The 25,664-nt window shown below is 67.9% G+C and carries 25 protein-coding genes; 12 read left to right on the top strand and 13 right to left on the bottom strand.

Annotated features, from left to right (window positions below; genetic code table 11):
- Positions 1–68 precede the first annotated feature (68 nt).
- Positions 69–374, top strand: a complete 306-nt coding sequence (locus ALI44B_RS05330) for a rhodanese-like domain-containing protein (protein WP_077053618.1) — start codon at positions 69–71, stop codon at positions 372–374.
- A 28-nt stretch (positions 375–402) separates the two neighbouring features.
- On the opposite strand, the gene ALI44B_RS05325 is transcribed toward ALI44B_RS05330, so the two are convergent.
- Complete coding sequence (locus ALI44B_RS05325) at positions 403–2,523, bottom strand: hypothetical protein (protein WP_143458997.1); 2,121 nt, start codon at positions 2,521–2,523, stop codon at positions 403–405.
- A 359-nt stretch (positions 2,524–2,882) separates the two neighbouring features.
- On the opposite strand from ALI44B_RS05325, the gene ALI44B_RS05320 reads away from it, so the two are divergent.
- Positions 2,883–3,449, top strand: a complete 567-nt coding sequence (locus ALI44B_RS05320) for a LemA family protein (protein ID WP_077053616.1) — start codon at positions 2,883–2,885, stop codon at positions 3,447–3,449.
- A 37-nt stretch (positions 3,450–3,486) separates the two neighbouring features.
- The gene (locus tag ALI44B_RS05315) at positions 3,487–4,371 is read left to right on the top strand and encodes a M48 family metalloprotease (protein WP_077053615.1); all 885 of its coding nucleotides are present in this window, start codon (positions 3,487–3,489) and stop codon (positions 4,369–4,371) included.
- A 274-nt stretch (positions 4,372–4,645) separates the two neighbouring features.
- Here the strand turns inward: ALI44B_RS05315 and ALI44B_RS16095 are convergent, their stop codons facing one another.
- Together ALI44B_RS16095 and ALI44B_RS05305 are read right to left on the bottom strand one after the other, a co-directional pair.
- Positions 4,646–6,262 carry a hypothetical protein gene (locus tag ALI44B_RS16095; protein WP_077053614.1) on the bottom strand — a complete coding sequence of 539 codons (1,617 nt, stop codon included), beginning with the start codon at positions 6,260–6,262 and terminating at the stop codon, positions 4,646–4,648.
- Positions 6,263–6,398: 136 nt separating this feature from the next.
- A complete protein-coding gene (locus ALI44B_RS05305; RefSeq protein WP_077053613.1) occupies positions 6,399–7,619 on the bottom strand; it encodes a winged helix-turn-helix domain-containing protein in 1,221 nt (406 codons plus the stop codon).
- A gap of 136 nt (positions 7,620–7,755) precedes the next feature.
- Between ALI44B_RS05305 and ALI44B_RS05300 the strand changes: the two genes are divergently transcribed.
- Positions 7,756–9,003, top strand: a complete 1,248-nt coding sequence (locus tag ALI44B_RS05300) for an AI-2E family transporter (RefSeq protein ID WP_077053612.1) — start codon at positions 7,756–7,758, stop codon at positions 9,001–9,003.
- Positions 9,000–10,337 carry a threonine ammonia-lyase gene (gene ilvA, locus ALI44B_RS05295; RefSeq protein WP_083709555.1) on the top strand — a complete coding sequence of 446 codons (1,338 nt, stop codon included), beginning with the start codon at positions 9,000–9,002 and terminating at the stop codon, positions 10,335–10,337. Before ALI44B_RS05300 ends, ilvA begins: the two co-directional genes overlap by 4 nt.
- 101 nt (positions 10,338–10,438) lie before the next feature.
- Here ilvA and greA read toward each other — a convergent pair whose 3' ends face one another.
- Together greA and ALI44B_RS05285 are read right to left on the bottom strand one after the other, a co-directional pair.
- Complete coding sequence (gene greA, locus ALI44B_RS05290) at positions 10,439–10,930, bottom strand: transcription elongation factor GreA (protein WP_077053611.1); 492 nt, start codon at positions 10,928–10,930, stop codon at positions 10,439–10,441.
- Between the two features lie 75 nt (positions 10,931–11,005).
- Positions 11,006–11,668 (bottom strand): DUF4307 domain-containing protein, encoded by a 663-nt coding sequence (locus tag ALI44B_RS05285; RefSeq protein ID WP_083709553.1) that lies wholly within the window; start codon positions 11,666–11,668, stop codon positions 11,006–11,008.
- Positions 11,669–11,746: 78 nt separating this feature from the next.
- Between ALI44B_RS05285 and mca the strand changes: the two genes are divergently transcribed.
- Complete coding sequence (mca, locus tag ALI44B_RS05280; RefSeq protein WP_238592080.1) at positions 11,747–12,613, top strand: mycothiol conjugate amidase Mca; 867 nt, start codon at positions 11,747–11,749, stop codon at positions 12,611–12,613.
- Positions 12,610–12,984: a hypothetical protein gene (locus tag ALI44B_RS05275; RefSeq protein WP_077053608.1), complete on the top strand. Its 375-nt coding sequence runs from the start codon at positions 12,610–12,612 to the stop codon at positions 12,982–12,984. Before mca ends, ALI44B_RS05275 begins: the two co-directional genes overlap by 4 nt.
- A gap of 90 nt (positions 12,985–13,074) precedes the next feature.
- Here ALI44B_RS05275 and trhA read toward each other — a convergent pair whose 3' ends face one another.
- Positions 13,075–13,899 (bottom strand): PAQR family membrane homeostasis protein TrhA, encoded by an 825-nt coding sequence (trhA, locus tag ALI44B_RS05270; RefSeq protein ID WP_083709551.1) that lies wholly within the window; start codon positions 13,897–13,899, stop codon positions 13,075–13,077.
- A 69-nt stretch (positions 13,900–13,968) separates the two neighbouring features.
- Here trhA and ALI44B_RS05265 point away from each other — a divergent pair, with 69 nt between their 5' ends.
- Positions 13,969–14,754, top strand: coding sequence for an isoprenyl transferase (locus ALI44B_RS05265; protein WP_077053607.1), 786 nt, complete (start codon positions 13,969–13,971; stop codon positions 14,752–14,754).
- Between the two features lie 97 nt (positions 14,755–14,851).
- A complete protein-coding gene (locus tag ALI44B_RS05260) occupies positions 14,852–15,988 on the top strand; it encodes an aminotransferase class V-fold PLP-dependent enzyme (protein ID WP_077053606.1) in 1,137 nt (378 codons plus the stop codon).
- Positions 15,989–15,994: 6 nt separating this feature from the next.
- On the opposite strand, the gene ALI44B_RS05255 is transcribed toward ALI44B_RS05260, so the two are convergent.
- Together ALI44B_RS05255 and ALI44B_RS05250 are read right to left on the bottom strand one after the other, a co-directional pair.
- On the bottom strand, positions 15,995–16,990 hold the full coding sequence (locus tag ALI44B_RS05255; protein WP_077053605.1) for an NADP-dependent oxidoreductase: 996 nt from the start codon (positions 16,988–16,990) through the stop codon (positions 15,995–15,997).
- 33 nt (positions 16,991–17,023) lie between these two features.
- A complete protein-coding gene (locus tag ALI44B_RS05250; RefSeq protein WP_077053604.1) occupies positions 17,024–17,737 on the bottom strand; it encodes an SDR family oxidoreductase in 714 nt (237 codons plus the stop codon).
- Between the two features lie 132 nt (positions 17,738–17,869).
- Between ALI44B_RS05250 and ALI44B_RS05245 the strand changes: the two genes are divergently transcribed.
- From ALI44B_RS05245 to ALI44B_RS05235, 3 genes are all read left to right on the top strand, one after another.
- Positions 17,870–18,484: a TetR/AcrR family transcriptional regulator gene (locus ALI44B_RS05245; protein WP_077053603.1), complete on the top strand. Its 615-nt coding sequence runs from the start codon at positions 17,870–17,872 to the stop codon at positions 18,482–18,484.
- 175 nt (positions 18,485–18,659) lie between these two features.
- Positions 18,660–20,051, top strand: coding sequence for an RNA 5'-3' helicase PhoH2 (gene phoH2, locus ALI44B_RS05240; RefSeq protein WP_496507416.1), 1,392 nt, complete (start codon positions 18,660–18,662; stop codon positions 20,049–20,051).
- A gap of 255 nt (positions 20,052–20,306) precedes the next feature.
- Positions 20,307–21,062, top strand: coding sequence for an A24 family peptidase (locus tag ALI44B_RS05235; RefSeq protein WP_143458995.1), 756 nt, complete (start codon positions 20,307–20,309; stop codon positions 21,060–21,062).
- A 126-nt stretch (positions 21,063–21,188) separates the two neighbouring features.
- Here ALI44B_RS05235 and ALI44B_RS05230 read toward each other — a convergent pair whose 3' ends face one another.
- The 5 genes from ALI44B_RS05230 to xseA are packed head-to-tail and all read right to left on the bottom strand — an operon-like array spanning position 21,189 to position 25,600.
- The gene (locus ALI44B_RS05230) at positions 21,189–22,616 is read right to left on the bottom strand and encodes a class II fumarate hydratase (protein WP_077053601.1); all 1,428 of its coding nucleotides are present in this window, start codon (positions 22,614–22,616) and stop codon (positions 21,189–21,191) included.
- Entirely contained in the window at positions 22,613–23,254 is a 642-nt protein-coding gene (locus ALI44B_RS05225; RefSeq protein ID WP_077053600.1) for a carbonic anhydrase, read from the bottom strand. Before ALI44B_RS05225 ends, ALI44B_RS05230 begins: the two co-directional genes overlap by 4 nt.
- A 53-nt stretch (positions 23,255–23,307) precedes the next feature.
- Complete coding sequence (locus ALI44B_RS05220; protein WP_083709549.1) at positions 23,308–24,123, bottom strand: DUF4245 domain-containing protein; 816 nt, start codon at positions 24,121–24,123, stop codon at positions 23,308–23,310.
- On the bottom strand, positions 24,120–24,353 hold the full coding sequence (locus ALI44B_RS05215) for an exodeoxyribonuclease VII small subunit (RefSeq protein ID WP_077053599.1): 234 nt from the start codon (positions 24,351–24,353) through the stop codon (positions 24,120–24,122). Before ALI44B_RS05215 ends, ALI44B_RS05220 begins: the two co-directional genes overlap by 4 nt.
- Positions 24,354–24,394: 41 nt before the next feature.
- A complete protein-coding gene (gene xseA, locus ALI44B_RS05210; RefSeq protein ID WP_077053997.1) occupies positions 24,395–25,600 on the bottom strand; it encodes an exodeoxyribonuclease VII large subunit in 1,206 nt (401 codons plus the stop codon).
- Between the last annotated feature and the right edge of the window lie 64 nt (positions 25,601–25,664).

Genomic DNA, 25,664 nt, shown 5'->3' with positions numbered 1-25,664 from the left:
CCGCAGCCACCGACATCCGTCGCCACGGCCCCCTGATCGCCGAGCCGAGAGCGTGACAGGATGGATGCATGAAGGAGATCACCCCCAGCGACCTGCAGGCCATCGACACCCCCCGCATCATCGACGTGCGCGAGGACGACGAGTGGGCCGAGGCGCATGTCGACGGCACCACGCACGTGCCCATGAGCACCCTCACCGAAAACCTCGACAAGATCCCGGATGACTCCACGGTCTACGTGCTCTGCCACTCGGGCGGCCGCAGCGCGCGCGTCACGGACTACCTCGAGCAGCAGGGCTACGACGCCGTCAACATCGTGGGCGGCATCACGGGTTGGCACCAGAGCGGCCTTCCGGTCGTCTTCGGCGACCGCTAGACATCAACCCGGTTCGACCTCAGCCCGCTCAGCGGAGCGCGGGCTGAACGTAGCGCCGCCACAACCACAGCGACAGCGACAGCGCGCCGAACCCCGCGGCCAGCAACACGGCGACCGAAGCGGCCACCCCGCCCTGCCAGCTGTCGATCACGGGCCCCAGCTGCAGGAACAGCGCCGTGAACATCACGAGCGTCACGGCCATCCACAGCGGTTTCGACCACGAGTAGATCGCGCGCCCGCTCAACTGCCCCAGCGGGATGAGCATGATGGCTGCCGATCCGACACCGGCCATGGCCGTGATGCCGGCGATCTCAGACCAGAGAGCGCCCCAGAAACCCGACGGCTGCCCGATCAAGCCGGTAGCGACCCATCCGACCACACCCACCGAGAACACGGCGGCGATGCGGGCGAGCGCCACCTTGCCGCGCAGTTCGGCGCCGATCACGCTCACGAGGCTGACGGTGAAGACCAGCCCGAACAGGATGGCGGGTTGCAATTCGAGCACGCGCGACAGGGCGGATGCCGCCGCGACAGCGATCAGGTAGCGCGGCGCGAGTTTGATGGTGGCGGGCCCGGCCTTCCACCACCGCGCGAGCACGACCGGCACGAACGTTCCGGCCGCGTTGACGAGCAGCAGCGCGATCACCGAGGCGAGCAGCAGCCGCAGATAGCCGGGTTGGCCCTCGATGGGGTTGGCGAGCATCACGAGGATGGCCGTCATGACGATGCCGAAGGCGCCGGTCACCCACACGCCGGGGCTCGGCAGCTCGGGCGCGCGGTCGAACTCGGCGGCCGAGCGGTTGCGCCCGGTGAAGTGGGAGATGCCGTGCCCGTGACGTCTGACGGGCGAGATGCGCGCGGCGACGATGTTCGCGAGCAGCCGGGCCGGCACGAGCAGCAGGGCGATGGCTCCGGCGGCCAGCGCGACGGCGCGCCACCAGTCCGCGGTGAACAGCACACCGGATGTGGGTTGCAGCGCGTTGGTGAAAGGCGTGCTGTCGGCCCAGGTGCCGCCGTCCTCTTGCAGGCCGCCGCCACCGCCCGGGGGAGTAGCTCCCTCGCTCGGCGTCTCACCGGGCGTCGCCGGAGCGGGCGCGGGAGTCGCTGTCGAACCGGGCGCGGGCGCTGCCGTGGGCGCGGGGGTCTTCGTGCCCGGTGTCTGAGGCGTGCTGCCGGGTGTGCCCGGCGCCGTGGGCGTGCCACCCGAGCCGGATGCCGCGCCGTAGTTCACGCTCACGGGAATGCTCGAGGCCGGCAGGTTCTTCCCATCGGTCTGCAGCGCGATCACTGTGGCGGCGCCCGATGGCAGGCCAGCCCCCGAGCAGCTCCAGCGTCCGCCCGAGACGGTCGCGGTGCACACGAGCCGCTCGCCCTGTTCGTTTCCGGCGTTCACCATCACGGTGAGGCCGTCCTTGCCGGTGCCCGAGTAGGTCGCGTTCGCGGGCGACACGCTCTGCCCGTTGGTCGGAGACGTGATGGTCGGCGCCGGGATGCTCTCGATCTCGACCCGGATCGGCACGCTCGTGCTCGGTCGGGACGCGGCTCCACCTGGGGTGAACGCCTGCGTCGCCTGAATGTCGTACGTGCCCGACGGCGTCGAATCGGGGATGGTAGCGCCCCACGTTCCGGCGTTCGTGACGGTCGTCGTGGCGAACACGTTGCCGTTCGAGGCCACCGTCACGGTCGCACCCGGGTAGCCCTTTCCACTGATGGGCCCGGGCGTCGTGCCGCTCTGCGGGTTCACGGTGGGCGGCATAAGCGCCTGGATCGTCACCGACGTGCGCTGGTTCTCGGCCTGGCCCCCGCCGTATTGCACGGCCGTGAGCACGAACTGGCGCGCGCTTTGCGACACCGGCACGACGCAGTCGAAGGTCGTCCCTGCGTCGCCCGAAACCTGGCACAGGCTGTCCTGCGCCGGTCCCGCAAGAATTTGGATGCTCGTGCCCGACGCCTTGGTGCCCTGCACGCGCACGCTCGTGCCGTTGACGAAGGTGCCCGGCGCGGGGGAGGTGATGGCGGGCGCCGGCAGCGGCGCGGGGGACGTGGCCGGAGGTGCGGGGCTGGGCGTCGACTCGGCGAAGGCCGCGGAGGTGCCGGTGAGTACCGAAGCGCCCGTCAGCACGATCACAGCGGCTAGTGCGACCCCCATGAGGCCGCGAAAACGAGCGGATGTCGTACTCGACGTCTGGCGACGGATCGCCGAGCGGGCCTCAGGCGACACAGACGACTGCGCCCGGGCTTCTGCTGCTCGGTTATTACGTGAAATCCCCACCACATACCATTTAGCCCGGCCATCCCGGTTTCCCGCAACCCACTCGCCGCCTTTGGACGTATTTCCCAGCCCGCCCGGTCTTTCTTCGACGCGTGGTAGCGCTCTCTCGACTCTTCCGGTCAAAGCGGATGCCGAGCGGAGCCCCGGCCGAAACACAGCCGACACTCGGACAGGGGCCAGTAGGATTACCAACACCCGCACCTTTTTCTGCCTCATAACTTTTAGGAGCCCAGGCCATGGAATGGCTCATCCCGGTACTCATCGTCGTCGCCCTGGTCGCTGTGATCGGCATCTACTTCTGGGTCACCTATAACTCCCTGGTCACGCTGAATGTTCGCGTCGACGAGGCCTGGAGCGACATCACGGTTCAGCTCAAGCGCCGAGCCGACCTCATCCCGAACATCATCGAAGCCGTGAAGGGCTATGCCGCCCACGAGAAGTCGGTGTTCGAGAACGTGACGAAGGCCCGCGCAGAGACGCTCGGCGCCGCCAGCCCGGCCGAGGCATCCGTGGCCGAGAACCACATGCAGCAGGCCCTGAAGTCGATCTTCGCCGTGGCCGAGGCCTACCCGCAGCTGCAGGCGTCGCAGAACTACCTGCAGTTGCAGGGCGAGCTGGTCGACACCGAAGACAAGATCCAGGCCTCGCGCCGGTTCTACAACGGTGGTGTGCGCGAGCTCAACACCAAGATCAAGGTGTTCCCCAACAACCTGTTCGCCAAGAACCTCGGCTTCTCCGAGCGCGAGTTCTTCGAGGTCACCGACAGCGCGGCCATCGCAGAGCCTCCGCGCGTGCAGTTCTAGTCGCGGCATCCGGCCCGCCCTGATCGACGAGGTCTAGATGTATCGCGCAATAGCTAAGAACAAACGCAACACGGTATTCATCATCGTGTTCTTCCTGCTGATCATCGGCGGGCTGGGCTGGCTCGCCGGCTATATCTACAACAGCCCGACTATCGTTATCTTCACGATCCTGGGTGCCTCGGCCTACGCGCTGTTCCAGTACTTCTTCGCGGCCAAGCAGGCCCTCGCGGTGTCGGGCGCGCAAGAGATCGAGAAGCGCGACAACCCGCGGCTGTACCGCATCGTCGAGAACCTGTCGATCGCTACGGGCACGCCCATGCCGAAGGTCTACATCATCAACGACCCGGCACCGAACGCGTTCGCCACGGGTCGCGACCCCGAGCACGCCTCGGTCGCCGCGACCACGGGTCTGCTCGACCTGATGACCGACCCCGAGCTCGAGGGCGTCATGGCGCACGAGCTGGGCCACGTGCGCAACTACGACATCCGCGTCTCGATGGTTGTCTTCGGGCTCGTCGTCGCCGTGGGCTTCATCTCGGACATGTTCCTGCGCATGGCGTTCTTCGGCGGCAACCGCAACAACAACAATGGCGGCGGCAACCCGGTCATCATGATCGTCGGCCTCGTCGCCATGCTGGTCGCGCCGCTCGTGGCCACGGTCGTGCAGCTGGCCATCTCGCGTCAGCGCGAGTACCTGGCCGACGCCACGGGCGCCCTCACGACGCGTCACCCCGAGGCCCTCGCCAGCGCCCTGCAGAAGCTCGCGGCCTACGGTCGCCCCATGCAGAAGCAGAACAGCTCGATGGCTCACCTCTGGATCGCCGACCCGATGAAGCCGGGCGTCATGGATCGCCTCTTCGCCACGCACCCGCCCATTCCCGACCGGGTCGAGCGCCTGCGCACCATGGGTGGCGGCTTCTAAACCTGCTGCCTCGTCGTCCAGCTACGCCACGTAGACCTGCCGGGTCCCACGGAGCCGCGATTAGTTCGGTCATAGGGGTCGCCCGCTGAGCCGATATCTCGTGCCCCTGGGCCAGTCATACGGTGTTGGCTGATCGCCGGGCACTCCCGCCGGGCAGAGGCGCTTCTCGCCGGTCTCGTCTTCCGCGCCGACGACGAAGGGGCGGTCCGAACCTCTCGGTTCGAACCGCCCCTTTTCCGTGTACCGGCGGGCCGCGTCTCAGCGGACTGTCGGTTTAGTAGAACTCGAGCGAGACCTTCTCGTCGTCGTCGATGTTGATCTTGCCCGAGGGGCCCCAGTCGTCCGAACCGTATTCGACCGTTCCGGCGGAACCGTCGAACTTGGTGCCGTTGACGGTCGCGCCCACATCGCCCTCACCGGACTCGAAGTAGCGTCCGTTCTCGTCGACCGTCACGGTCGGGTAGGTGTTGACCTTGTAGGCGACGCTCGACACCGAGGAGAAGTCGAGGTAGGTGGGGATGCGCAGTCCGCAGCCCTCGGGGTTGGTGTCCGTCGAGGCAACGCACTCGTCGAGGTGCGCGTTGACTTCCTTCTGCACGGCATCCGTGAGGGCCTTCGTCGGCTTCAGTCCGAGCTCGATGCCCTCGTAGTTGGCCTTGCCCCCCGTGCCGGCCGTGAAGGTCTGCGCCTCGGCCTCGAAGAGGTCGCCCTCGGGAGCGCCGATGTCGTAGACGGCGGGGTAAGCCTGAATGCTGCCCTTGTCGGTGAAGTCCACCGTGGTGCCGTTGACGCTGGCCTTGGTGTTGGTCGAGGAGTACATGTAGATCGTCGACAGCAGCGGCTTGTCGATGGTCCACTTTCCGTCGTCCTTGCTCAGGTCGAGCGTGGCGTCGTAGGTGCGGCCGTCGAGCACGTACGTGATCGAGGCGTAGGCGCTGTCGCGGCTTGACGAGATGCGCGAGACCTTGGGCTTCGAGATGAACTCGGGCGATTCGCGCAACACGTCGTCGGTGAGCAGAACGGTCTCTTCTTCGCCGAGACCCGGGTCGACCAGCTTGTTGGCTTCCTCGGCCTTGCCCTCGCTGATCGCGGTGAGGTAGTTGCGCACGAGCGCCTCGGGGCCGTTGTTCGCGCCCACGACGACAGCCGCCACGATTCCACCGATGGCGAGCAGCAGCACGACTGCCGCGGCGACCACGCTGAGCAGGATGACGCGCTTCTTCTTCTTGGGATCCATGCGCGGCTTCTGGGGACCGGGGCCACCTGCCGGGAAGTACGCCGCTCCGTAACCGGGCTGGCCTGGCTGTCCGGGCTGACCGGCATACGGACCGGGCTGTCCCGCTCCGTAAGGAGGCTGACCGGGCTGACCGGGCTGTCCCGGCTGACCGGGCTGGGTCGGCTGACCAGGCTGTCCGGGCTGTCCCGGCTGACCGGGGGTACCGGCCTGGCCGGGCTGGGCGCCGTACGGGGGCTGCGGCTGGCCTGCACCGTAGGGAGGCTGCGGCTGACCGGGCTGGCTCGAACCGTAGGGCGGCTGAGGCTGAGACTGCGAGGAATCGGGCTGACCAGCACCGTAGGGCGCCTGGCCGGAGGGCCCCTGCTGCCCGGCCGGGGTCGAGGGGTCTTGTGGGCCGGAGCCGTACGACGCCTGGCCCTGCTGACCCTGCTGCCCTGCGCCGTAGGGTGCCTGGCCCTGCTGGTTCGCACCGTAGGCCTGCTGACCGTTCTGCGGGGCGCCGTAGCCCTGCTGGCCGGCAACCGGCGGCACGAAGGGCTGCTGCCCCTGCGGCGGGATGGGCGGCGGCGTCGAGCCGGCGTGCTGTTCGCCGTTCTCGGGTCGGTGGGTGTTCTCGTTCTGCCCCTGCTGGTCGGGGCGCTCTTCGTCTGCCATGGCAATCACTCGTCCTCAGTGTTCGGTGCGTCGTGGCAAACGTAGCAGTTTTCGGACCCCTGAAAGAGGGTAAGAAGCCCGAAAATACGCGGATGTCATGGGCACTTCTCCCCATCCGCCACTCGGCACAGACGCTTTAGTGCGTGAGCGCGTCTCCGAGGGCCCCTCGTAACTCTCCACTGAGGGTTCCTCGGTCACGCACCGAGATCTTCTCGAGACCTTGCCACTCGGCGGCGCGTCGAAGCAATGCCGCGAGCTTCTCGGCGGTCTCGGGCGCTGCGGATGGCTCGCGCCACGCCGATTGCACGAGCAGCGTCTTGCTCTGCCGGTCGTTCTTCAGGTCGACGCGGCCGGCGATCACGCCGTCGATCAGCACGGGCTGAACGTAATAGCCGTGGACACGTTTCGGCTCGGGGGTGTAGATCTCGATGCGGTAGTGGAAGTCGAAGAGCCGCAGGGCGCGACTGCGGGCCCAGACGACGGGGTCGAAGGGAGAGAGGAGGGCGTCGACATCCATGCGTCGTGGGCGCCGGGCGTCACGGTGCAGCCAGGCCGCGCGAGGTTTGCCACCCTGAGTCCACCCCTCGACCGCGACGGGCAGCAGCTCGCCCGTGTCGACCAGATCGCGGATGGCGTCGCGCGTGTCGGCCGAGGGCAGGCGGAAGTAGTCGGCGATGTCGTCGAGGGTGCCGATGCCGTGGGCCCGGGCCGCGTGGGCGACGAGCTCGCGGATGGCATCCGGTTTCGCCACGACGCGCGACGTGATCTCGGCCGGGAGGACCTGGGCGGGTAGCGCGTAACGCCGCTCGAACCCCTTGCGCCCGGCAGACACGAGCTCGCCGCTGCGGAACAGCACCTCGAGCCCGCGCTTCACGTCGGACCAGCCCCACCACGGCCCCTGACGCACATTGTCTTCGTGCTCGATGTCGCTCGCGGCACGCGGGCCCCCGCGGCCGATCTCGGCGAGCAGCCAGTCGAGCGTGGCGCGGTTCTCGCGCACCCAGCCGTCGGAATCGGCCAGCGCGCGGTCGCGGTAACGATCCATGCGCCACTGGAAGAGCGGCAACATCTCGCGCCGCATGAACGTGGCCTCGTGGCCCCAGTATTCGAGGTAGCGGGCGCGGGGTGCCAGCGTGATCGCGTCGAGCAGTGACTTGTCGTAGGCGCCCAGGCGCGCGAAGACGGGCAAGTAGTGGCTGCGCTCCCACACATTGACCGAGTCGATCTGCAAGACGCCGAGCCGGTCGAGCGTGCCGGTGAGCTGACGCGTGCCGACGCTCGCCGGCACCTCGCGCCCGAACCCCTGCGCGGCCAACGCGATGCGGCGCGCGCTAATGATCGACACCTTCTCGGTCATGCGCGCCCCTGTTCTCTCATGTGGGCCAGCGTATCGCCGGCCACCGACACGCGCTCCGGCCACCGACACGCGCGGCGGCCGTTCTGGGGCACCCGGTATAGCCCCATGGGTATGGCCCTACTCCTAGACTTGAGCGATGAGCGACACGACGAAGAGCAGTTGGTGGCAGCGCCTGTTCCAGACCCCGTCCGACGAGCCCGTCGTCGTGATCGAAGACTCCGGTGTCGATGAGGACGCGGTGCCGCGCGGCATGCGCATCGCCGGGGCGTGGGGTTGGCGCATCCTGGTCATCGCGGGGGTCACGGCGCTCGCCGTCTTCCTCGTCATCCAGCTTCGATTGATCGTCATCCCGCTCCTCATCGGCGTGCTCGTGGCCGCTCTGCTCACGCCGCTCGTCAACTTCTTGCACCGGCACAAGTGGCCGCGCGGTCTGGCCATCGCGGCGGCCGTGCTGGGTGCTCTCGTGGCGGTCTCGGGCCTGCTCGCCCTGGCCATCTGGCAGATCTCCCGCCAGTTCGGCGAGGTGCGTGATCGCACGGTGCAGTCGTTCGACGACCTCAAAGAGATGCTGCTGCAGTCGCCCCTGCACGTCACCGAGGCCGACATCAACGCCTGGATCCAGGGGCTCTTCGGCTCGATCCAACAAGACTCACAAGTTCTGGTCAGCGGCGCGCTCTCGATCGGTTCGACCCTCGGGCACGTCGCCACGGGCGTGTTCCTGTCGCTCTTCTGCCTGCTCTTCATCCTGATCGACGGCCGGGGCATCTGGCGGTGGGTCGTGCGGCTCATGCCGCGCCGCGCCCGCAGCGCCGTCGACGGGGCCGGAACGGCCGGCTGGTCGACGCTCACCAACTACGCCCGCACCCAGATCTTGGTCGCCACGATCGACGCGGCCGGCATCGGCATCGGCGCCTTCGCTCTGGGAGTTCCGCTCGCCGCCCCCATCGCCGTGCTCGTGTTCCTCGGCGCGTTCGTGCCCATCGTCGGTGCCGTCGTCACGGGGGCCGTCGCGGTCTTCATCGCCCTGGTCTACAACGGCTGGGCGATCGCGCTCTTCATGCTCGGCATCGTCCTGCTCGTGCAGCAGGTCGAGGGCCACGTGTTGCAGCCCCTCCTCATGGGCAGCGCCGTCAAGGTGCACCCGCTCGCCGTCGTGCTCGTCGTGGCCGGCGGCACTCTCTTAGCCGGCATCCCCGGCGCCCTGTTCGCGGTTCCGATCGCCGCCGTCATCAACGTGATGGTGCGCTACGTCGCGAGCGGAGTCTGGAAGACGCCGGGGCTATCTCCCCAGGTCGTCCCGGGCTCTGCGCTCTGGCAAACCGTTCCGCGGAACCCGCGCGTCGGGTCATCCGCTCGCAAGAAAGGCGCTCAGGCTCCCGAATGAGTGACACGCAAGATTCCCGCACCTATGTCGAAGACGAACTCGTCGCCGAATCGGTGGGCGGTGGGCTCTCCGAGGCCGCGTCCGACACCGGTTCCGCGTCCGAACGCGGTCTGATCGCCACGCTCGAGCAATTCGAGGCGGCACGCACCGTCGTGGCGAAGGTCGCTCAGGACACGCCGCTCGAATCATCCCGCTACCTCGCTGAATTGCTCGGCCAGCCCGTCTACCTGAAGTGCGAAAACCTGCAGCGCACGGGCTCCTACAAGATCCGAGGCGCCTATAACCGGATGTCGCAGCTCACCGCCGAGGAACGCGCGCGCGGTGTCGTGGCGGCGTCGGCCGGCAACCACGCCCAGGGTGTGGCGTTCGCGGCGCGGGAGCTGGGCATCCGCTCGACCATCTTCATGCCCATGGGTGTGCCTCTGCCGAAGCTGCAGGCCACCAAGAACTACGGCGCCGAGGTCGTGCTGGGCGGCACGGCCGTCGACGAGGCCCTGCGTGCGGCCGCCGCCTACGCCGAAGAGACGGGCGCCATCTTCATCCCGCCGTTCGATCACCCCGACATCATCGTGGGCCAGGGAACGTTGGGCCTCGAGATCTATGAGAGCGTGCCCGACCTCGAGACGATCGTCGTGCCGATCGGCGGCGGTGGGCTCATCGCGGGCGTCGCGGCAGCGGTCAAGCAGCGGGCCGCCAAGGATGGTCGCGTCGTGCGCGTCATCGGCGTGCAGGCCCAGAACGCCGCCGCCTATCCGCCGTCGCTCGCCTCGGGGGAGCCGACCACCATCACGGTCAACCCGACCATCGCGGATGGCATTGCGGTCGGGCGCCCCGGAGCGTTGAACTTCGAGATCATCCGCGACTATGTCGACGAGGTCGTCACGGTCACCGAAGATGACATGGCCAAGGCCCTGCTCGTGCTGCTGGAGCGCGCCAAGATGGTCGTCGAACCGGCCGGTGCGGCGGGTGTCGCGGCCGTGCTCGCGGGCAAAGTGACGGCTTCGGGGCCCACCGCTCTCATCCTGTCGGGCGGCAACATCGACCCCTTGCTCATGCAGCGCGTCATCGCACACGGCCTGGCGGCATCCGATCGCTACCTGACGTTGCGCATCCCGTTGCCCGACCGCCCGGGCCAGCTGGCGCGCACGTCGGAACTCGTCGCCGCCGCCAACGCCAACGTGATCGAGGTGCTGCACACGCGGCACGGTCACGGCCTACAGATCGGCCAGGTCGAGCTCGAGTTGAGCGTCGAGACGCGCGACCCGCAGCACCGTCAGCATGTCGTCGACACGCTGCGCGCCGCGGGCTACGACCCGCACATCCTCGACGACTGAGCCCCTCGGGGCTGTCCGCGTCGTGTCAGCCGACACGCAAAAGGCCCCGGCGGAACCGGGGCCTGTGCGACTAAGCAAGGTCGAGGAGGAGAGCGGGCCGGCTACTGGCCGGCGTAGGTCTCGACCTTCTCGATCTCGACCGAGATCTCTTTGCCGTTGGGCGCCGTGTAGCTGGTCTTCTCGCCGACCTTGAGGCCGAGGATGGCCTCGCCGAGCGGGCTCTTCTCGCTGTAGACGTCGAGGTCGCTGTTGGCGGCGATCTCGCGGTTGCCGAGCAGGAAGACCTCGCTGCCACCCGCGACGTTGGCCGTGATGACGGTGCCGGGCTCGACGACACCCGACGATTCAGGCGTGACGCCGACCTTGGCGTCGCGCAGCAGGGCGGTCAGTGTGCGGATGCGTGCCTCCTGCTTGCCCTGCTCGTCCTTGGCGGCGTGGTAGCCACCGTTCTCCTTCAGGTCGCCCTCTTCGCGAGCCGCCTCGATGCGCTTGGCGATCTCTTCGCGACCCGTCGTCGACAGGCGGTCGAGCTCGGCGTGCAAACGGTCGAACGCGTCCTGGGTGAGGAAGGTGACGTCGGTCTGATCGGCCACGAGGAACTCCTAACAGTAACGAACGCCCCGACGAAGGCCGGGGCGCTGGAAGTCAAAACGTATTAGCTGGTCAGTCTAGGCGAGCCAACAACGGTAGATCAACCCGGTGTTGCCGAGTTCTGTCGTCAAGACATCCGTCGTGAATTGGCGCGTGCGCTGCTCGGATGCCGGAATCTCGAGCACCTTCCAACCCACGGGAGCGAACTCCTCGTTGAGGGCTTGAGCGACGCAGTTGATGGGCGTGCCGGGCTCGGCCGTGACCTCGAACGTGACCTGCACCTGGTGCTCGTCGACCACCTTGTGCCCGATGTCGCGGGCCTCGAGCGCCGGCGCGTTGCCATCGAGCCCCGCCCACAGCACCCAGGCTGCGAACACGACGACGATGAGTCCGCCGAAGATCGCCAGCACGGTCTTCTCGCGAGAGCGAGTGCGGCGACCGCGGCCATAGCGCTCGGCAATCGACTCGTTGCCGGCGGCTACGACGGGCTCGGGAAGTCTCGGTCGTTCAGCGCCGAAGGCACCGTCCTCGGCCGCGACATCGTCCTCGACGACCAAACTGTTTCTGACCGAACTGCTTCCGGTCACACTGCTTCCGGTCACACCGCTTCTGACCGAGCCGCTCTCAGCGGCATCGACGGGGATGTCGGAGGAACGCGAACCCGTCGCGGGAGTACCACTGCCCGAACCCTGGCGCCCCTGACCGGGACGACGGCCGGACGGGCCCTCAACTTGTGACATCGGATCAGTCTCCACACGCGGAACGATTACGCTTGTCCTACAAGGCTATTGCCAAATGCTGAGAGTTGAGACCGCTTCGTGACCCTGCGAATGATGACCGTTCACGCCCACCCCGACGACGAATCGTCGAAGGGGGCTGCGACTGTGGCCTACTACCGTTCGCTCGGGCGGGAGGTGATGATCGTCAGCTGCACGGGAGGCGAGGCGGGAGACATCCTCAACCCGAATCTCGAACGCCAGGCCATGGCCGAACGCGACCTGCCGGGGCTGCGGCGCCTCGAGATGGCGGCCGCGCAGCAGGCCCTCGGCGCGCAACACCGCTGGCTCGGCTACGTCGACTCCGGGATGGCTCGTGAAGACGGCTCGCTGCCCGCGAACTCGTTTGCCAGCATCCCGCTCGAGATCTCGCGCCAGCCGCTCGTCAAGCTGATCCGGGAGTTCAAGCCGCAGGTTCTCGTGACCTATGACGAGAACGGCGGCTACCCGCATCCCGACCACATTCGCACCCACCAGATCTCGGTCGCCGCCATCGAGGCCGCCGCCGAACCGACGCTCTATCCCGAGCTGGGCGAGCCGTGGAAGGTGACGAAGCTCTATTACGACCGCATCTTCAACTACCCGCGCATGAAGGCCAACGTCGACGAGCTGCACCGCACCGACCCCGAGTCGCCCCTGCTCGAAGAGCTGCAGGGCACGCTCGAGTGGATGAAGGACCGCCCCGACACGTCGACCACGCACGTTCCGGCGGGCGACTTCTTCGAGGTGCGCGACCAGGCCCTGCGCTCGCACGCCTGCCAGGTCTCGCCCGACAGCAACTTCTTCTTCTGGTCGAACGACCTGCAGCGGACCGCCTGGCCGTATGAAGACTTCGAACTCGTCTGGTCGGATGTCGAGACCCTCGACTCCGAAACCGACCTGTTCACCGGAATCGAGGACACCGAATGACCCACGCCCTGACCGCCGCGATCCGGGATGCCGCCTACGCGGCCGTGAGCCCCACGCCCAGCCCGACCCCGACGCTCAAGGTCGACCCCGACCAGGTCACGCCCGGCATCTTCGGATTCCTCGTGCCGTTCCTCGTCGTTGTCGTCGTCGTTCTGTTGATCGTGGACATGGTGCGCCGCATCCGTCGTGCCACCTATCGCGGTGAGATCGCCGAGCGCCTGGCTGACGAGGTCGCCGCGCGCGAGGAGGCCGAGCGCACGGGGCAGCCCTATGTGGCGCCCGACGAGCGGTCGCACGCGAGCGACGAGAACGGCGGCCGCCCCACCGGCGAGGCCGACGACGACCGGTTCACTGACCCGCGCACCCGCTGAACGGCATCGCACTCGCTCGGCACTCACGCGATCGTTGAGCGGTAGCGCCGCTGACCCGGCTCAGACAATCGTGGCCGGGTCGAGCGCGGTTTAGGCGTTATAGGTCGGGTCCACGACGAGCAGCAGAATGGCCACCCAGTGGCACATGAACGCCAGCACGGTGCACAGGTGGAACAGCTCGTGGAAACCGAAGTGCCCCGGCCACGGATTCGGCCGCTTCATCGCATACATGATCGCCCCGCCCGTGTAGAACAACCCGCCCACGATGACCAGGATCATCGTGAGGGCGTTCGACTCCAGGATGTCGCCGAGGTACATGACGGCGGCCCACCCGAGCGCCAGGTAGAGGAACACGTACAGCCACCGCGGCGCGCCGATCCAGAACACTCGGAAGGCGATTCCCAGCACCGTGCCGCCCCACACCAGGCTGAGCAGCAGCGTGCCCTTGGCGGGCGGCAGCGCGAGCACGGCGATGGGCGTGTAACTGCCCGCGATCAGCAGGAAGATGTTGGCGTGGTCGATGCGCTTCAGGATGATCTTGGCGCGCGGCTTCCAATTGAAGCGGTGGTAGAGCGCCGAGTTGCCGAAGAGCAGCAGCGACGACACCATGAACACGGCCGAGCTCCACTTGGCCGGCGCGCCCTGGGCCACGCTGATGAGCACGATGCCGGCGACGAGGGAGACGGGCAGCATGCCCGCGTGCAGCCATCCGCGCCACGTCGGTTTGACCTCGGCGGCGTCGGCCGGCGAGGCGTCGATGAGCGGCAGGTTGGGCAGCTCGGGGCCACTGGCGTCATCGTGCGCGACAGCCTGGTCAGCGGCCGATACGGGATGCTCGAGCCGGTCGCGCGTGTCTTCGATGGGATCGCCCGGGTGCTCGGGATGCGGGCGGTGCGGGGTGTTCTCCTGAGACATACCGTCAGACTACGACAGGTCGTATTCCGGTGAGCGGACTCTCACGGGATCGTGCACTAACGTAGCGTTGTGAAAACTGGAGAGAATCGGCCCCGCCCGGGACTCCTGTACAACCTGTACCAGAAGCGCCTGCGCAAGGATCTGGTCGGGCATCAGCCGCCCGAGCACGTTGCCATGATCATCGACGGCAACCGGCGCTGGGCGAAGCAGCTCGGCTACGAGACAGCCGCGCACGGTCACCGAGCGGGCGCCGCCAAGATGCGCGAGTTCCTCGAGTGGTGTGACGACATCGGCGTCAAGGTCGTCACGCTCTACCTGCTGTCGAGCGACAACCTCACCAACCGCTCGAGCGACGAGCTGAACGCCCTCGTCGAGATCATCGCCGATCTCGCCGAAGATCTCTCGCACTACCGCGATTGGCGCGTGAAACACGTGGGTTCGAATGCGGGCCTGCCCGAGCCGCTGATCGCAGCGCTCGAAGCCGCCGAACGCCGCACGGCCCAGAAGAAGGGCCTGCACGTCAACCTCGCGGTGGGCTATGGCGGCCGCACCGAGATCGTCGATGCCATGCGCCGCATCGTCGAGAACCACCACCTGCAGGGCGGCGCGCTCGAGGAGCTCGCCGAGTTGCTGACCCCCGACCTGATCGGCGAGCACCTCTACACGGGTGGGCAGCCCGACCCTGACCTCGTCATCCGCACGTCGGGCGAGCAGCGGTTGAGCGACTTCATGCTGTGGCAGAGCGCGCACAGCGAGTTTTACTTCGTCGAGGCGCTCGGGCCCGACCTGCGAGAGGTCGATTTCCTGCGCGCGATGCGCGATTACACGCGGCGCCACCGGCGTTACGGCGGCTGAGAGGCAGCTACCCGGCGGCTGCCCGGCTACTACCCGGTTCGAGGCATCCTCACGGCTACGGCAGGATTGACTCACACCCACAGCAAGGAGCACGCGCGTGAGCAGCATCGACGACTACCTCGCCGGATTCGGCGAAGAGCCCGGCTACCTCGACTACGGCCGCATCGGGCCGCTGTCCGAGGCCGTGCGTTCCGAAATGATGCTGCAAGCCGAGGTGTTGGGTCGCGCGCGGCACGGCAGCCTCGAACCCCTCCTCGACGCCGGCACCCGCTTTCACGAGGCCGTCTCAGTCATGACGGGTTTTCCCGCCTCGAACATCGTGACGCAGCCGAACACCTCGACGGGCCTCATGCACGTCATGTTCGGTCTGACGGGCGGCATCCTGCTCTCACCCCACGAGTTTCCAAGCCTCACGTTCGCGGTTCAGCGCGCGGCCGAGAACATGCACGTGCTCGAGCCGACGTGGCTCGAGACCGACGGTGGACGCGTCACGCCCGCGCGCATCCGCGAGCAGCTCACGGACCAGACCGTCGCCGTGGCCGTGAGCCTCGTCGACTCGCGCACCGGGTATCTCTCGGACATCGAGGGCATCCGCCAGGTCATCGGCGACGACCGTTTGCTCATCGTCGACGCCATCCAGGGTTTCGGGGTCGTCGACGCCCCCTACGAGGTCGCGGATGTCGTGACGACGGGCGGCCAGAAGTGGATGCGCGCCGGCTGGGGCACGGGTTTCCTGGCACTCAGCGATCGCGCCATCCACGAGCTCGTGCCCGTGTTCTCGGGCTGGACGGGCATCGAGGAGGACGACCCGACGGCCGGCGGGTGGGATGCCGTGTCCGAACCCGCTTCGGCGGCGCGCGCTTTTCAGACCACCAATGCCGACAAGGTTGCCGAGTCCCGCTTCGCGGCTGCGCTCGAAGATCTCGCCGCCGTGGGTGTGCCCCAGGTCAGCGCGCTCGTCGCCGAACGCACCGCGCAGGTCATCGACCTGGCCGACGAGTTCGGCGTGGCCGTGGCGTCGTCGCGCGCCGAACACGAGCGCGCGGGAATGGTGGTCCTCGACCTGGAGGACGACCAGCTCAACCCGCTGACGGCCAGCCTGCACAACCACGGGCTCACCGCGACCGTGCGCCAGGGGAGCGTGCGCATCTCGTGCCACGCCGGCACGACCGACGAGACCTTGACCATGCTGCGCGACGCGTTCGTGTCGTTCGGCACGGCCGTCACGTACTGAGGCGCGCTACGGCATCGTGACGACGGCTTTGCCGCGAACCTGTCCCGCCGCAACCTGACGGAGCGCCTCGGGGGTGTCGTCGAACGGGAATGTCGCACCGACGAGGGGGCGGATGGCTCCGGCATCCACGAGCTTCGCGATGTCGGCGAGCTGGCTGCCGCTCGCCGACATGAACAGGAACTCGTAGTCGACGCCCGCCTTGGCAGCCTGGCGACGGATCTTGCCGCTCAGGCCGGCAATGGCGAGCCGCACGACCGGGTTGAGCCCGGCCTGCTTCGCGAACGCCGGTGTGGGCGGGCCCGAGATGCCGATGGCGAGACCGCTCGGCGCGAGAACGCGCAGCGACCTCTCGAGCGTCTCGCCGCCCACGCTGTCGAGCACGAGGTCATAGCCCGAGAGCTGCTGCTCGAAGTCGTCGCTGCGGTAGTCGATGACGGTATCGGCGCCGAGCCCGCGCACGAGCTCCGCGTTGGCGGCCGAGGCGGTGGTGGCGACCTGCGCCCCGAGGTGCTTGGCCAGTTGGATCGCAACCGAGCCGACCGCCCCCGCGCCCGCGTGGATCAGGACCTTCTGTCCGGGTGTGACGCGGCCGCGTTCGACGAGTGCCTGCCAGGCCGTCAGGGCGACGAGGGGGAGTGAGGCCGCCTCGACGACGGAGAGGGAGGTCGGTCGGTGTGCGACATCCGTTTCGTCGATGGCGATGCGTTCGGCGAATGTGCCGATGCGATGGTCGCGGGGTCGCGCGAAGATCTCGTCGCCCGGGGCGAAGTTGCGCACCTGTGAACCCGTGCGGATGACGGTGCCGGCGACGTCGTGGCCGAGCGCGAGAGGCACCGGGTAGGGGAGGATCTGTCGGAACTCGCCGGTTCGCAGCTTCTCGTCGAGGTGGTTGACGCCCGCGGCACGCACGCGCACCAGAACGTCGTGGTCGCCGACGACCGGTTCGGGCACGGCGGCTTCGCGGAGGGGCTGGTTGTAGTCGTCGAAGAGGAACGCTCTCATGGTGGGTCTCCTGTCTGTGTGATCGGGTGGGGTTCAGGCGCCGTGCGTGCCGAGTTCGGGGTAGAGCGCCTCGAGCGGTGCACTCAGGGCGGCCCTGACACCGGCCGTCAGCTCGTCGCCGATGACCTCGTAGGCGCCCGCCTCGACCGCGGCGAAGACGGCATCGACGAGCTCGTTCGGGGTGAGCTTCGGCCCGTCGGCGTGTGCGGCCATGGCGGTGTCGACATAACCCATGTGCACGCCGACCACATGCACGCCCTGCGGATCGAGCTCGAGGCGCAGGGAGTTGGTAGCCGACCAGAGGGCGGCTTTCGAGGCGCTGTACACGCCGCCGAAGGCGTACCAGCTCGCCACCGAGTGCACGTCGACGAGGACGGCCGAGGGCGCGGCGACGAGGGTGGGGGCGAAGGCGCGGGCCAGCAGAACGGGCCCGACGAAGTTCGTCTCCATGTTGAGACGGATGTCTTCTTCGCTGATGTCGAGCAGGCTGGCGCTCGGGGGGTTCGCTCCGGCGTTGTTGATCAGAACGGTGATGTCGCCCGCCGTCGCGACGGCCGCACGGATGGACGCTTCGTCGGTGATGTCGAGGGGGAGGGGGACGATGCGCTCGTCATCCCATGTCTGTGGCGTGCGGGCGCTGGCGTAGACCTTCGCGGCGCCGCGGGCGAGGGCCTGGTGCACGAATTGCGTGCCGATGCCCCCGTTGGCTCCGGTGACGAGGACGATGGCGTCGGTGAGAGTGGGCATGGGGTTCACTTTCTGAAGAGACACGGATGCGGGACATCCGCGTGCGAGAATGATGACGAGCGATCTGAGTGCACCCGTTTCTGAGTGCGCTCAAAAGTGAGTACGCTCATACTCTACCCCTCGAGGACGGATATGCCCACCACTTCTTCGGCGCCCGGCCGGCGCGAGCGCAACAAGCAGGACAAACTCGACCGCATCACGGCCGCCGCACGTGAGCTTTTCTCGCAGCACGGCATCGATGACGTGACGACTCAACAGATCGCCGACGCGGCCGATATCGGCACGGGCACACTGTTCCTCTACGCCAAGAGCAAGGGCGAGCTGTTGCTGCTCGTGCAGAACTCCGCCTACGCCGACGCCCTCAAGCGGGGCACGGCCGAAGCATCCTCGCTCGACGACCCCCTCGACGCGATCATGGCGATCCTCACGCCCGTCGTCGAATGCAATCGCACCCAGGTCGACAATGGCCGCACCTACCTGCGCGAGATCGTCTTCGGCGACCACGACGAACCACACCATCGGGATGCCGTGGGTTACTCCCTGGCCACCGCCGAAGCCGTTGCCGCCGTGCTCACCCGTCTCGCCTCCGTCACACCCGACGACGCAGTGACGCGCGCCCAAGTCGTCTCGGCGATCATGTTCACGACGCTCGCCGCGACCCCCAATGCAACCAGCAGCGTCGAGAGCCTCGTCGCCCAGATCCGGGCCCAGGTAGAGGTCATTCTGCCGCCCGTCTCCAAACGTTAATCTGACGGAAACCTGCTGCCACGCAAGAGTCTTGCCAACCGAATTACAACCGCGTAGTTTCATACTCATCGGGCATGGGGCCCGGTCGAGACGGCCACATAAGTTCGACCCGTAACCGCTTCGTGGCCGACTCGAAAAGAGATCCGGGCGCTCGCCGCCCGGGGTGGGAGTGGTTGTGGCCGCGCACGAAACCCAAGACATTCTGAGCACCACCGAGACGGCGGGCCAGGAGAGCCCCGCCGCTTCGCGCAGGCGTCCCCGCGGCGCCAAAACCGCCGAGAAGACCTATGTTCTCGACACGTCGGTCCTGCTGTCCGATCCGAAGGCGCTGTTCCGGTTCGCCGAACACGCCGTCGTCATCCCGGTGATCGTCGTCTCCGAGCTCGAGGGCAAACGCAACGACCCCGAGATCGGCTACTTCGCCCGGCAGGCGCTGCGCATCCTCGACGAGCTGCGCGTGAAACACGAGCGGCTCGACTTCCCGGTGTCGGTCAGCGACGAGGGGGGAACCCTGCGCGTCGAGCTGAACCACTCGAACATGCAGGTGCTGCCGAGCGGTTTGCAGCTGAACGACAACGACTCGCGCATCCTGGCCGTCGCCATGAATCTGCGCGGTGACGGGCTCGACGTCACGGTGGTTTCGAAAGATCTGCCCCTTCGCGTGAAGGCCGCGTCGGTGGGCCTGGCGGCCGAGGAGTATCGCGCCGAGCAGGCCGTCGACTCCGGCTACACGGGCATGGCGGATGTCTCACTCAGCGCCAACGAGATGAGCGACCTCTATGAAACCGAGGTGGGGCTGTCGCGGCAGGTCGAGGAGTTGCCCGTGAACACGGGTCTCGTCATCCACTCGGAGCGCGGCTCGGCTCTCGGCCGTGTCACCGGACGCCGCGAGTTCAAGCTCGTGCGCGGCGACCGCGACGTCTTCGGGCTGCACGGGCGCTCGGCCGAACAGCGTCTCGCCATCGACCTGCTGCTCGACCCGGAGGTCGGCATCGTCAGCCTGGGAGGTCGAGCGGGGACGGGGAAGTCGGCGCTCGCCCTGTGCGCGGGCCTCGAAGCCGTGCTCGAACGGCAGCAGCACAAGAAGATCATGGTGTTCCGCCCGCTCTACGCGGTGGGTGGTCAGGAGCTCGGCTACCTGCCGGGCGACGCGGCCGAGAAGATGAACCCGTGGGGCCAGGCCGTGTTCGACACGCTCGGTTCGGTGGTGTCGAACAACGTGCTCGAAGAGGTCGTGGAGCGAGGCATCCTCGAGGTGTTGCCGCTCACGCACATCCGCGGGCGTTCGCTGCACGATGCCTTCGTAATCGTGGATGAGGCGCAGTCGCTCGAACGCAACGTGCTGCTCACCGTGCTCAGCCGCATCGGACAGAACTCGCGCGTGGTGCTGACGCACGACGTGGCTCAGCGCGACAACCTGCGGGTCGGGCGGCACGACGGCGTCGCGTCGGTCATCGAGGCGCTGAAGGGCAACCGTCTCTTCGGGCACGTGACGCTCAGCCGGTCCGAGCGGTCGGCCATCGCCGCGCTCGTCACCGAGATGCTGGAGGGCAACGAGCTGGCCTAGTTGCTCGACGTTTCACCGGTCCGGCCGACTCCTGCGGGGGTCGGCCGGACCTTTTCGTGGGGCTTCGAGCTCTGCGATCCGTTCTCCACAGGCCGGTTTCCAACGTGTTCCTGTGCACAACGTGGGGGGGAGCGGAGCCACTTCTACGGTTACGGGATGTCCGTCACTTCCGCCCTGCCGCAGCCGCCTCGCCCGCGAGCGCCTCGCCCTCGAGTGCCGCTTTCGCAAATGCGTCGCTCACGAATGCTTCGTCATGTGAGCACCCGCGCAGGAGGAGTATGGCTGCCGTCCTCCGGCGCCGTGGTGGCACTCCTAGGCGCTGTGCTCGTCGCCGGAGGTGTCTCGCCCGACATTGTGCTCATCGCCTACGTCGCAGCGGTCTCTCTCCCTCTCGTGAATTCGGATGTCCTGTTCCACCGTCTCCCCAATAGGTCCACCGTGCCCGGGCTAGCGCTCGCCGCCTGGGCCGTCCTCGCCGGTTCGCTCAGAGCTCTGGACGCCGCTCGCAGCGTGGACACCGATCTTCGGAGTCCGGCGCCGCTGCCGAGGGGGAGAGCTGAGACGGTTGTCGGCATCTTTAACGGCTCGAGCGCGGAGCTGGCCGGAAGTGGCGAGACCTCGACGAATTTCGACGGCGCCGGAGCCGTGATCACATCGGCGGCGCCGTGGTTGGCCGCCGATGGGGAGGCGCTCGTCTGGATCCTGCTCGGATCGCTCGTCTACGGGGCGTCGTGCGCGCTGGCTTGGTGGTTCGGTGGTCTCGGCTTCGGGGACGTCAAGCTCGCCTTCCTGCTGGGCGCTGCGGCCGGTTCGATCGGGCTCGGCGTCGTCGTCCTCGCGGTGGGTCTGGGCGTGTTCGGCGCATTCCTCGGTGGCCTGAGTCGTCTGGCACGAGTCGCGCGCACGCGGGGTGGGGCGATCGACGGAGGGAGCAGCATCCCCATCGGCCCTGCGCTGATCGTCGGCTTCTGGCTGGCCTTGGTCGCCGCGAGATGCTCTGGCGCGTGGTGACTGCGCTGGTGCGGGAAGCGCTTCCGAGTGCGAGAAGCAGCGGCAGCCCCCAACGAACGAGGGCCCCGATCTCTCGGGGCCCTCGAAGGGTGTGCCGCAGAGGCGGCGGTTAGGCGTGAACCGGGTCTAGCCGGGGTGCGTCATGCTCAGCAGGTCGAGCTTCTCGTCGAGCTGCTCCTCGGTGATCTCGCCGCGCTCGACGTAGCCGAGGTCGATGACCGCTTCGCGCACCGTGATCTTCTTGGCCACCGCGTGCTTGGCGATCTTGGCGGCGGCTTCGTAGCCGATGATCTTGTTGAGCGGCGTCACGATCGAGGGCGACGAACCGGCGAGGGCCGTTGCGCGTTCGGCGTTGACCTCGAGGCCGTCGACGGTCTTGTCGGCCAGCACGCGCGAGGCGTTCGACAGCAGGCGGATGGACTCGAGCAGCGCCGTGCCCATGACGGGGATGGCGACGTTGAGCTCGAAGGCGCCCGACGCACCCGACCAGGCGATGGTGGCGTCGTTGCCGATGACGCGCGAGGCGACCATGAGCACGGCCTCGGGGATGACGGGGTTCACCTTGCCCGGCATGATCGACGATCCGGGCTGCAGGTCGGGGATGTGCAGCTCGCCGAGACCCGTGTTGGGGCCGGAGCCCATCCAGCGCAGGTCGTTGCAGATCTTGGTGAGGCTCACGGCGATGACACGCAGAGCGCCCGACGCATCGACGAGTCCGTCGCGGTTGGCCTGTGCCTCGAAGTGGTCGACGGCCTCGGTGATGGGCAGCTCGGTGTCTTCCTGCAGCAGCTGGATGACGAGCTGGGGGAAGCCCTGGGGCGTGTTGATGCCGGTGCCGACGGCGGTGCCGCCCAGCGGAACCTCGGCGACGCGAGGGAGGGCCGTGCGCACGCGCTCGATGCCCAGGCGGATCTGGCGGGCGTAGCCGCCAAACTCCTGGCCCAGCGTGACGGGGGTCGCGTCCATGAGGTGGGTGCGACCCGCCTTGACGACGTTCTTCCACAGTTCGGCCTTCTTCTCGAAGGCGACCGCCAGGTGGTCAAGAGCCGGGATGAGGTCGTCGATCAGAGCGCTGGTCACGGCGATGTGCACAGAGGTCGGGAAGACGTCGTTCGAGGACTGCGAGGCGTTGACGTGGTCGTTGGGGTGGACGGGCTGGCCGAGGCTCGTCGTCGCGAGCGAAGCGAGCACCTCGTTCATGTTCATGTTCGACGACGTGCCGCTGCCCGTCTGGTACACGTCGATGGGGAATTCGCCGTCGTGGTTGCCGGCGATGACCTCGTCGGCGGCGCGGGCGATGGCTTCGGCGATGCCCTGGTCGAGCACACCCAGACGCGCGTTGGCGGTGGCGGCGGCTTTCTTGATGCGCGCGAGGGCGGCGATCTGGGCGGGCTCGAGGCCGGCACCCGAGATCGGGAAGTTCTCGACGGCGCGCTGCGTCTGGGCGCTGTAGAGCGCGTGGGCCGGAACCCTCACCTCGCCCATGGTGTCGTGCTCGATGCGGTATTCGGTGTGAGAGGTGGTGACCACGTTGTTCCTGTTCTCGTCGCTCATGGCTGGTGAGTGTCAGCGTTGCCCACGATAACATCGGCGATCGCCGTGCCGTCGAGCAGACGGTAGTTGGCGCCCACGATGGCCAGCACGCCGCGCGCCACGTGGTCGCTGATGATCTCGGAGCGTTCGAGCATCTCGGCCACGGTGTCGCGCAGGTGCTCGCGGCCGACCTCGAGCGCGTTCACCTGGTCGTCGGCGGGTTCGCCGCCCGTGACGCGGCGCACGGCGGGCACGATCTGCTGGATGATGCCGTCGATGTGCGGCGGCAGCGGTTCGGCCCCCGGCACCTGCGAGTCGATGGCGGCGCGCACGGCCCCGCACTCGTCGTGCCCGAGCACCACGATGAGCGGAACGTTCAGCACCGTCACGGCGTACTCGAGCGATCCGAGCACCGAGTCCGAGATGACCTGGCCGGCGTTGCGCACGACGAACAGGTCGCCGAGCCCCTTGTCGAAGATGATCTCGGCGGCCAGACGCGAGTCCGAGCATCCGAAGAGCGCCGCACTGGGCGTCTGGCTGTGCGCGAGCGACGCGCGGTGCTCGACGTCTTGACGGGGATGCTGCGGCTCGCCGTTGACGAAGCGCACGTTTCCGCGCACCATCTCTGACCAGACTTTTCCGGGGCGTTTCGTAGGCATCGGGACTCCGTTTTCTCTCGAGGGAACAGACGCGGGTGTGACAGAAGCTCTCGTTAGGAGGCAGGGGTGGCGGCCGGCGTCGGCGTGGCCGAGGCGCGCGCCGCGTTGGCCTGGATGTCGGACGTGATGCCCGAGGCCACCTGCTCGAACTCGGCGTCGGTGCCGGTTCCGAAGATGATGTAGGTGCTGCCGCCCGCCTCGGTGGTGAGCGCGTATTCGAGGTTGCCCAGGTCGTCGCTCGAGCCGCGGTTGTCATAGACGGTCCACTCGATGCCGTCGATGGTGGTCACGCCCGTGGCCGTCGACTGCTCGAGCTGCTGCCCGACCCACGTGGGGTTGGCGTCGAAGCCCTGCGTCAGCCCTATGAAGTCGTTACCCGGTGCGATGAGGCCGATGTTCCACGACGCCACACCCGCGGCCTTGCTCGTGCGGATCTCGGCGTAGTTCGCGCTCCACGTGTCGGGCAGCTCGGGGTCGGCCAGGATCTGCGTCTGCGATTGCTGCGTCGTCTGTGCGACCTGCGAATAGTCGATATCGGGATGCAGCGGCTTATCGCTGCGCGGAACCGCGAACACGATCACCACGACGACCGCGACGGTGACGAGCAGCGAGAAGACCAGGTTGTTCACGGTCTTGCGCATGCGGTATTTGCGCGAATCTTCGGCCTTGCGGGCGGCCGTCTCTTCGGGCGTCTCGGGCCGGCCGAGCTCGGCCACCACGCGCTGGCGGCGGCGCTCGTCACGCTGATCGGCGGGCGTGCCGCTGCGAGGCCTCGGCGCGCCGGGTGTGCCCGCGCGGGAGGAGTCGGCGCGGGGGGAGTCGGTGCTGCTGGTGCCGGCGTTCGGGTCGCTCGGCGGGTTGGTGCTCATTCGGCCGATGCCGCCGCGTTCTCGTCGTGGGCCGCGCGCGCCTTGTCGAGGCGGGCCTTGGCGCCGATCAGCCAGTCTTCGCACCGGCGGGCCAGTGCCTCGCCGCGTTCCCACAGCGCCAGCGACTGCTCGAGCGTGGCCGACCCCTGTTCGAGTTCGGAGACGACGCGGACGAGTTCGTCGCGCGCCTCTTCATAGCTGAGTTCTGCGACGTCGGGGGTGCTGGCCATGCCCCCGATTCTACTCGGCTGAAAGCGGGCGGATGGCCGGGTCACACGCTCGGGCGACGCGGGTCTGCGGCATCCGCCTCGCCCGTCGGGCCGGAGGACGTGGCGCCGATCGAACCCGTCGCGAGCGTAAGCGTGAGGGCGACGCCATCCGGTGCATCGGCGGCGTCGCGCAGCACATGACCCGTGGGCAGCTGCGCGATGGCATAGCCGCGGTCGAGCGTGCGCTGCGGCGACAGGGCGCGCAGTTCGGAGCGCAGGCGGGCGGTCTCGGTGGAGGCCTTTTCGAGGGCGCGGTCGACGAGCTCGGCGCCGCGCGCCACGTAACGGGTGAGGTCTTGCGAGCGCTGGTCGACGATCCAGGCGCTGGAGGCGAGCGCTGGGCGCGACCGCAGCTGTTCCACGCGGTGGATCTCGTGCTGCAGATAGGTGGTGAGCCGCACGGTGAGGCGGCTGCGGGCCTGTTGCACGCGGGCGAGCTCCTCCGAGACATCCGGAACCACGCGTTTGGCGGCGTCGGTGGGCGTCGAGGCGCGTAAGTCTGCGACATCGTCGAGCAGCGGGCGGTCGGCTTCGTGGCCGATGGCGCTCACGAGCGGCGTGGTGCATTCGGCGGCCGCGCGCACGACGCGTTCGTCGCTGAAGCCCAGCAGGTTCTGGAAGTCGCCGCCACCGCGCGCCACGATGATGACGTCGACGTCGGGGTCGGCGTCGAGCGTGCGGATGGCTGCCGAGACGTCTGCCACGGTGCGTTCTCCCTGCACGGCGGCGTGCACCACGCGGAAGCGCACGGCGGGCCAGCGCAGTTGGGCGTTGCGCAGGACGTCTTTCTCGGCATCCGAGTCTTTGCCCGTGATGAGGCCGATGCAACCGGGGAGGAAGGGGAGCGGTTTTTTGCGCGACATGTCGAAGAGCCCCTCGGCTTTCAACTGCGCTCGCAGGCGTTCGAGGCGTTCGAGCAGGTCGCCCAGGCCGACGTGTTTCATGTCGAAGACCTGCATGGTGAGCGAGCCGCCCTTGACCCAGTAGTTGGGCTTGACCATGGCGACCACGTGATCGCCCTGCTTCAGGTCCGACGGGATGCGGGATTTCACCGACGACCACACGGTGAACGAGATGGTGGCGTCGGCATCGAGGTCTTTGAGTTTTCCATAGACGTTTCCGCCCGAGACGCCCCACTGCGTGATCTCGCCCTCGACCCACACCGAGCCCAGGCGATCGATGTATTCGCGCAGTTTCTGGCCCAACATCGACACGGGCCAGGGATGTTCGGCCGACGGCCCGCTCGGCGCGGCGGGGTTCGCGGATGCCTGA

This window comes from Leifsonia sp. ALI-44-B, assembly GCF_001984125.1.
In the GTDB taxonomy this organism is placed as follows: Bacteria; Actinomycetota; Actinomycetes; order Actinomycetales; family Microbacteriaceae; genus Okibacterium.
Note: the sequence above shows the minus strand (reverse complement) of the source record. Positions and strands in the feature narration are given on the sequence as shown.

Bases quoted from the DNA above. Each gene is read 5' to 3' on its own strand.
- ALI44B_RS05250 (WP_077053604.1), bottom strand. From the start codon at position 17,737: ATGCCCACTCTCACCGACGCCATCGTCCTCGTCACCGGAGCCAACGGG.
- ALI44B_RS05230 (WP_077053601.1), bottom strand. From the start codon at position 22,616: ATGAGCGACGAGAACAGGAACAACGTGGTCACCACCTCTCACACCGAA.
- ilvA (WP_083709555.1), top strand. From the start codon at position 9,000: ATGAGTGACACGCAAGATTCCCGCACCTATGTCGAAGACGAACTCGTC.
- ALI44B_RS05220 (WP_083709549.1), bottom strand. From the start codon at position 24,123: ATGAGCACCAACCCGCCGAGCGACCCGAACGCCGGCACCAGCAGCACC.
- ALI44B_RS05245 (WP_077053603.1), top strand. From the start codon at position 17,870: ATGCCCACCACTTCTTCGGCGCCCGGCCGGCGCGAGCGCAACAAGCAG.
- ALI44B_RS05255 (WP_077053605.1), bottom strand. From the start codon at position 16,990: ATGAGAGCGTTCCTCTTCGACGACTACAACCAGCCCCTCCGCGAAGCC.
- ALI44B_RS05330 (WP_077053618.1), top strand. From the start codon at position 69: ATGAAGGAGATCACCCCCAGCGACCTGCAGGCCATCGACACCCCCCGC.
- ALI44B_RS05325 (WP_143458997.1), bottom strand. From the start codon at position 2,523: ATGGGGGTCGCACTAGCCGCTGTGATCGTGCTGACGGGCGCTTCGGTA.
- ALI44B_RS05225 (WP_077053600.1), bottom strand. From the start codon at position 23,254: ATGCCTACGAAACGCCCCGGAAAAGTCTGGTCAGAGATGGTGCGCGGA.
- xseA (WP_077053997.1), bottom strand. From the start codon at position 25,600: ATGTTGGGCCAGAAACTGCGCGAATACATCGATCGCCTGGGCTCGGTG.
- ALI44B_RS16095 (WP_077053614.1), bottom strand. From the start codon at position 6,262: ATGGCAGACGAAGAGCGCCCCGACCAGCAGGGGCAGAACGAGAACACC.
- ALI44B_RS05315 (WP_077053615.1), top strand. From the start codon at position 3,487: ATGTATCGCGCAATAGCTAAGAACAAACGCAACACGGTATTCATCATC.
- ALI44B_RS05300 (WP_077053612.1), top strand. From the start codon at position 7,756: ATGAGCGACACGACGAAGAGCAGTTGGTGGCAGCGCCTGTTCCAGACC.
- ALI44B_RS05275 (WP_077053608.1), top strand. From the start codon at position 12,610: ATGACCCACGCCCTGACCGCCGCGATCCGGGATGCCGCCTACGCGGCC.
- ALI44B_RS05320 (WP_077053616.1), top strand. From the start codon at position 2,883: ATGGAATGGCTCATCCCGGTACTCATCGTCGTCGCCCTGGTCGCTGTG.
- trhA (WP_083709551.1), bottom strand. From the start codon at position 13,899: ATGTCTCAGGAGAACACCCCGCACCGCCCGCATCCCGAGCACCCGGGC.
- ALI44B_RS05285 (WP_083709553.1), bottom strand. From the start codon at position 11,668: ATGTCACAAGTTGAGGGCCCGTCCGGCCGTCGTCCCGGTCAGGGGCGC.
- ALI44B_RS05215 (WP_077053599.1), bottom strand. From the start codon at position 24,353: ATGGCCAGCACCCCCGACGTCGCAGAACTCAGCTATGAAGAGGCGCGC.
- ALI44B_RS05305 (WP_077053613.1), bottom strand. From the start codon at position 7,619: ATGACCGAGAAGGTGTCGATCATTAGCGCGCGCCGCATCGCGTTGGCC.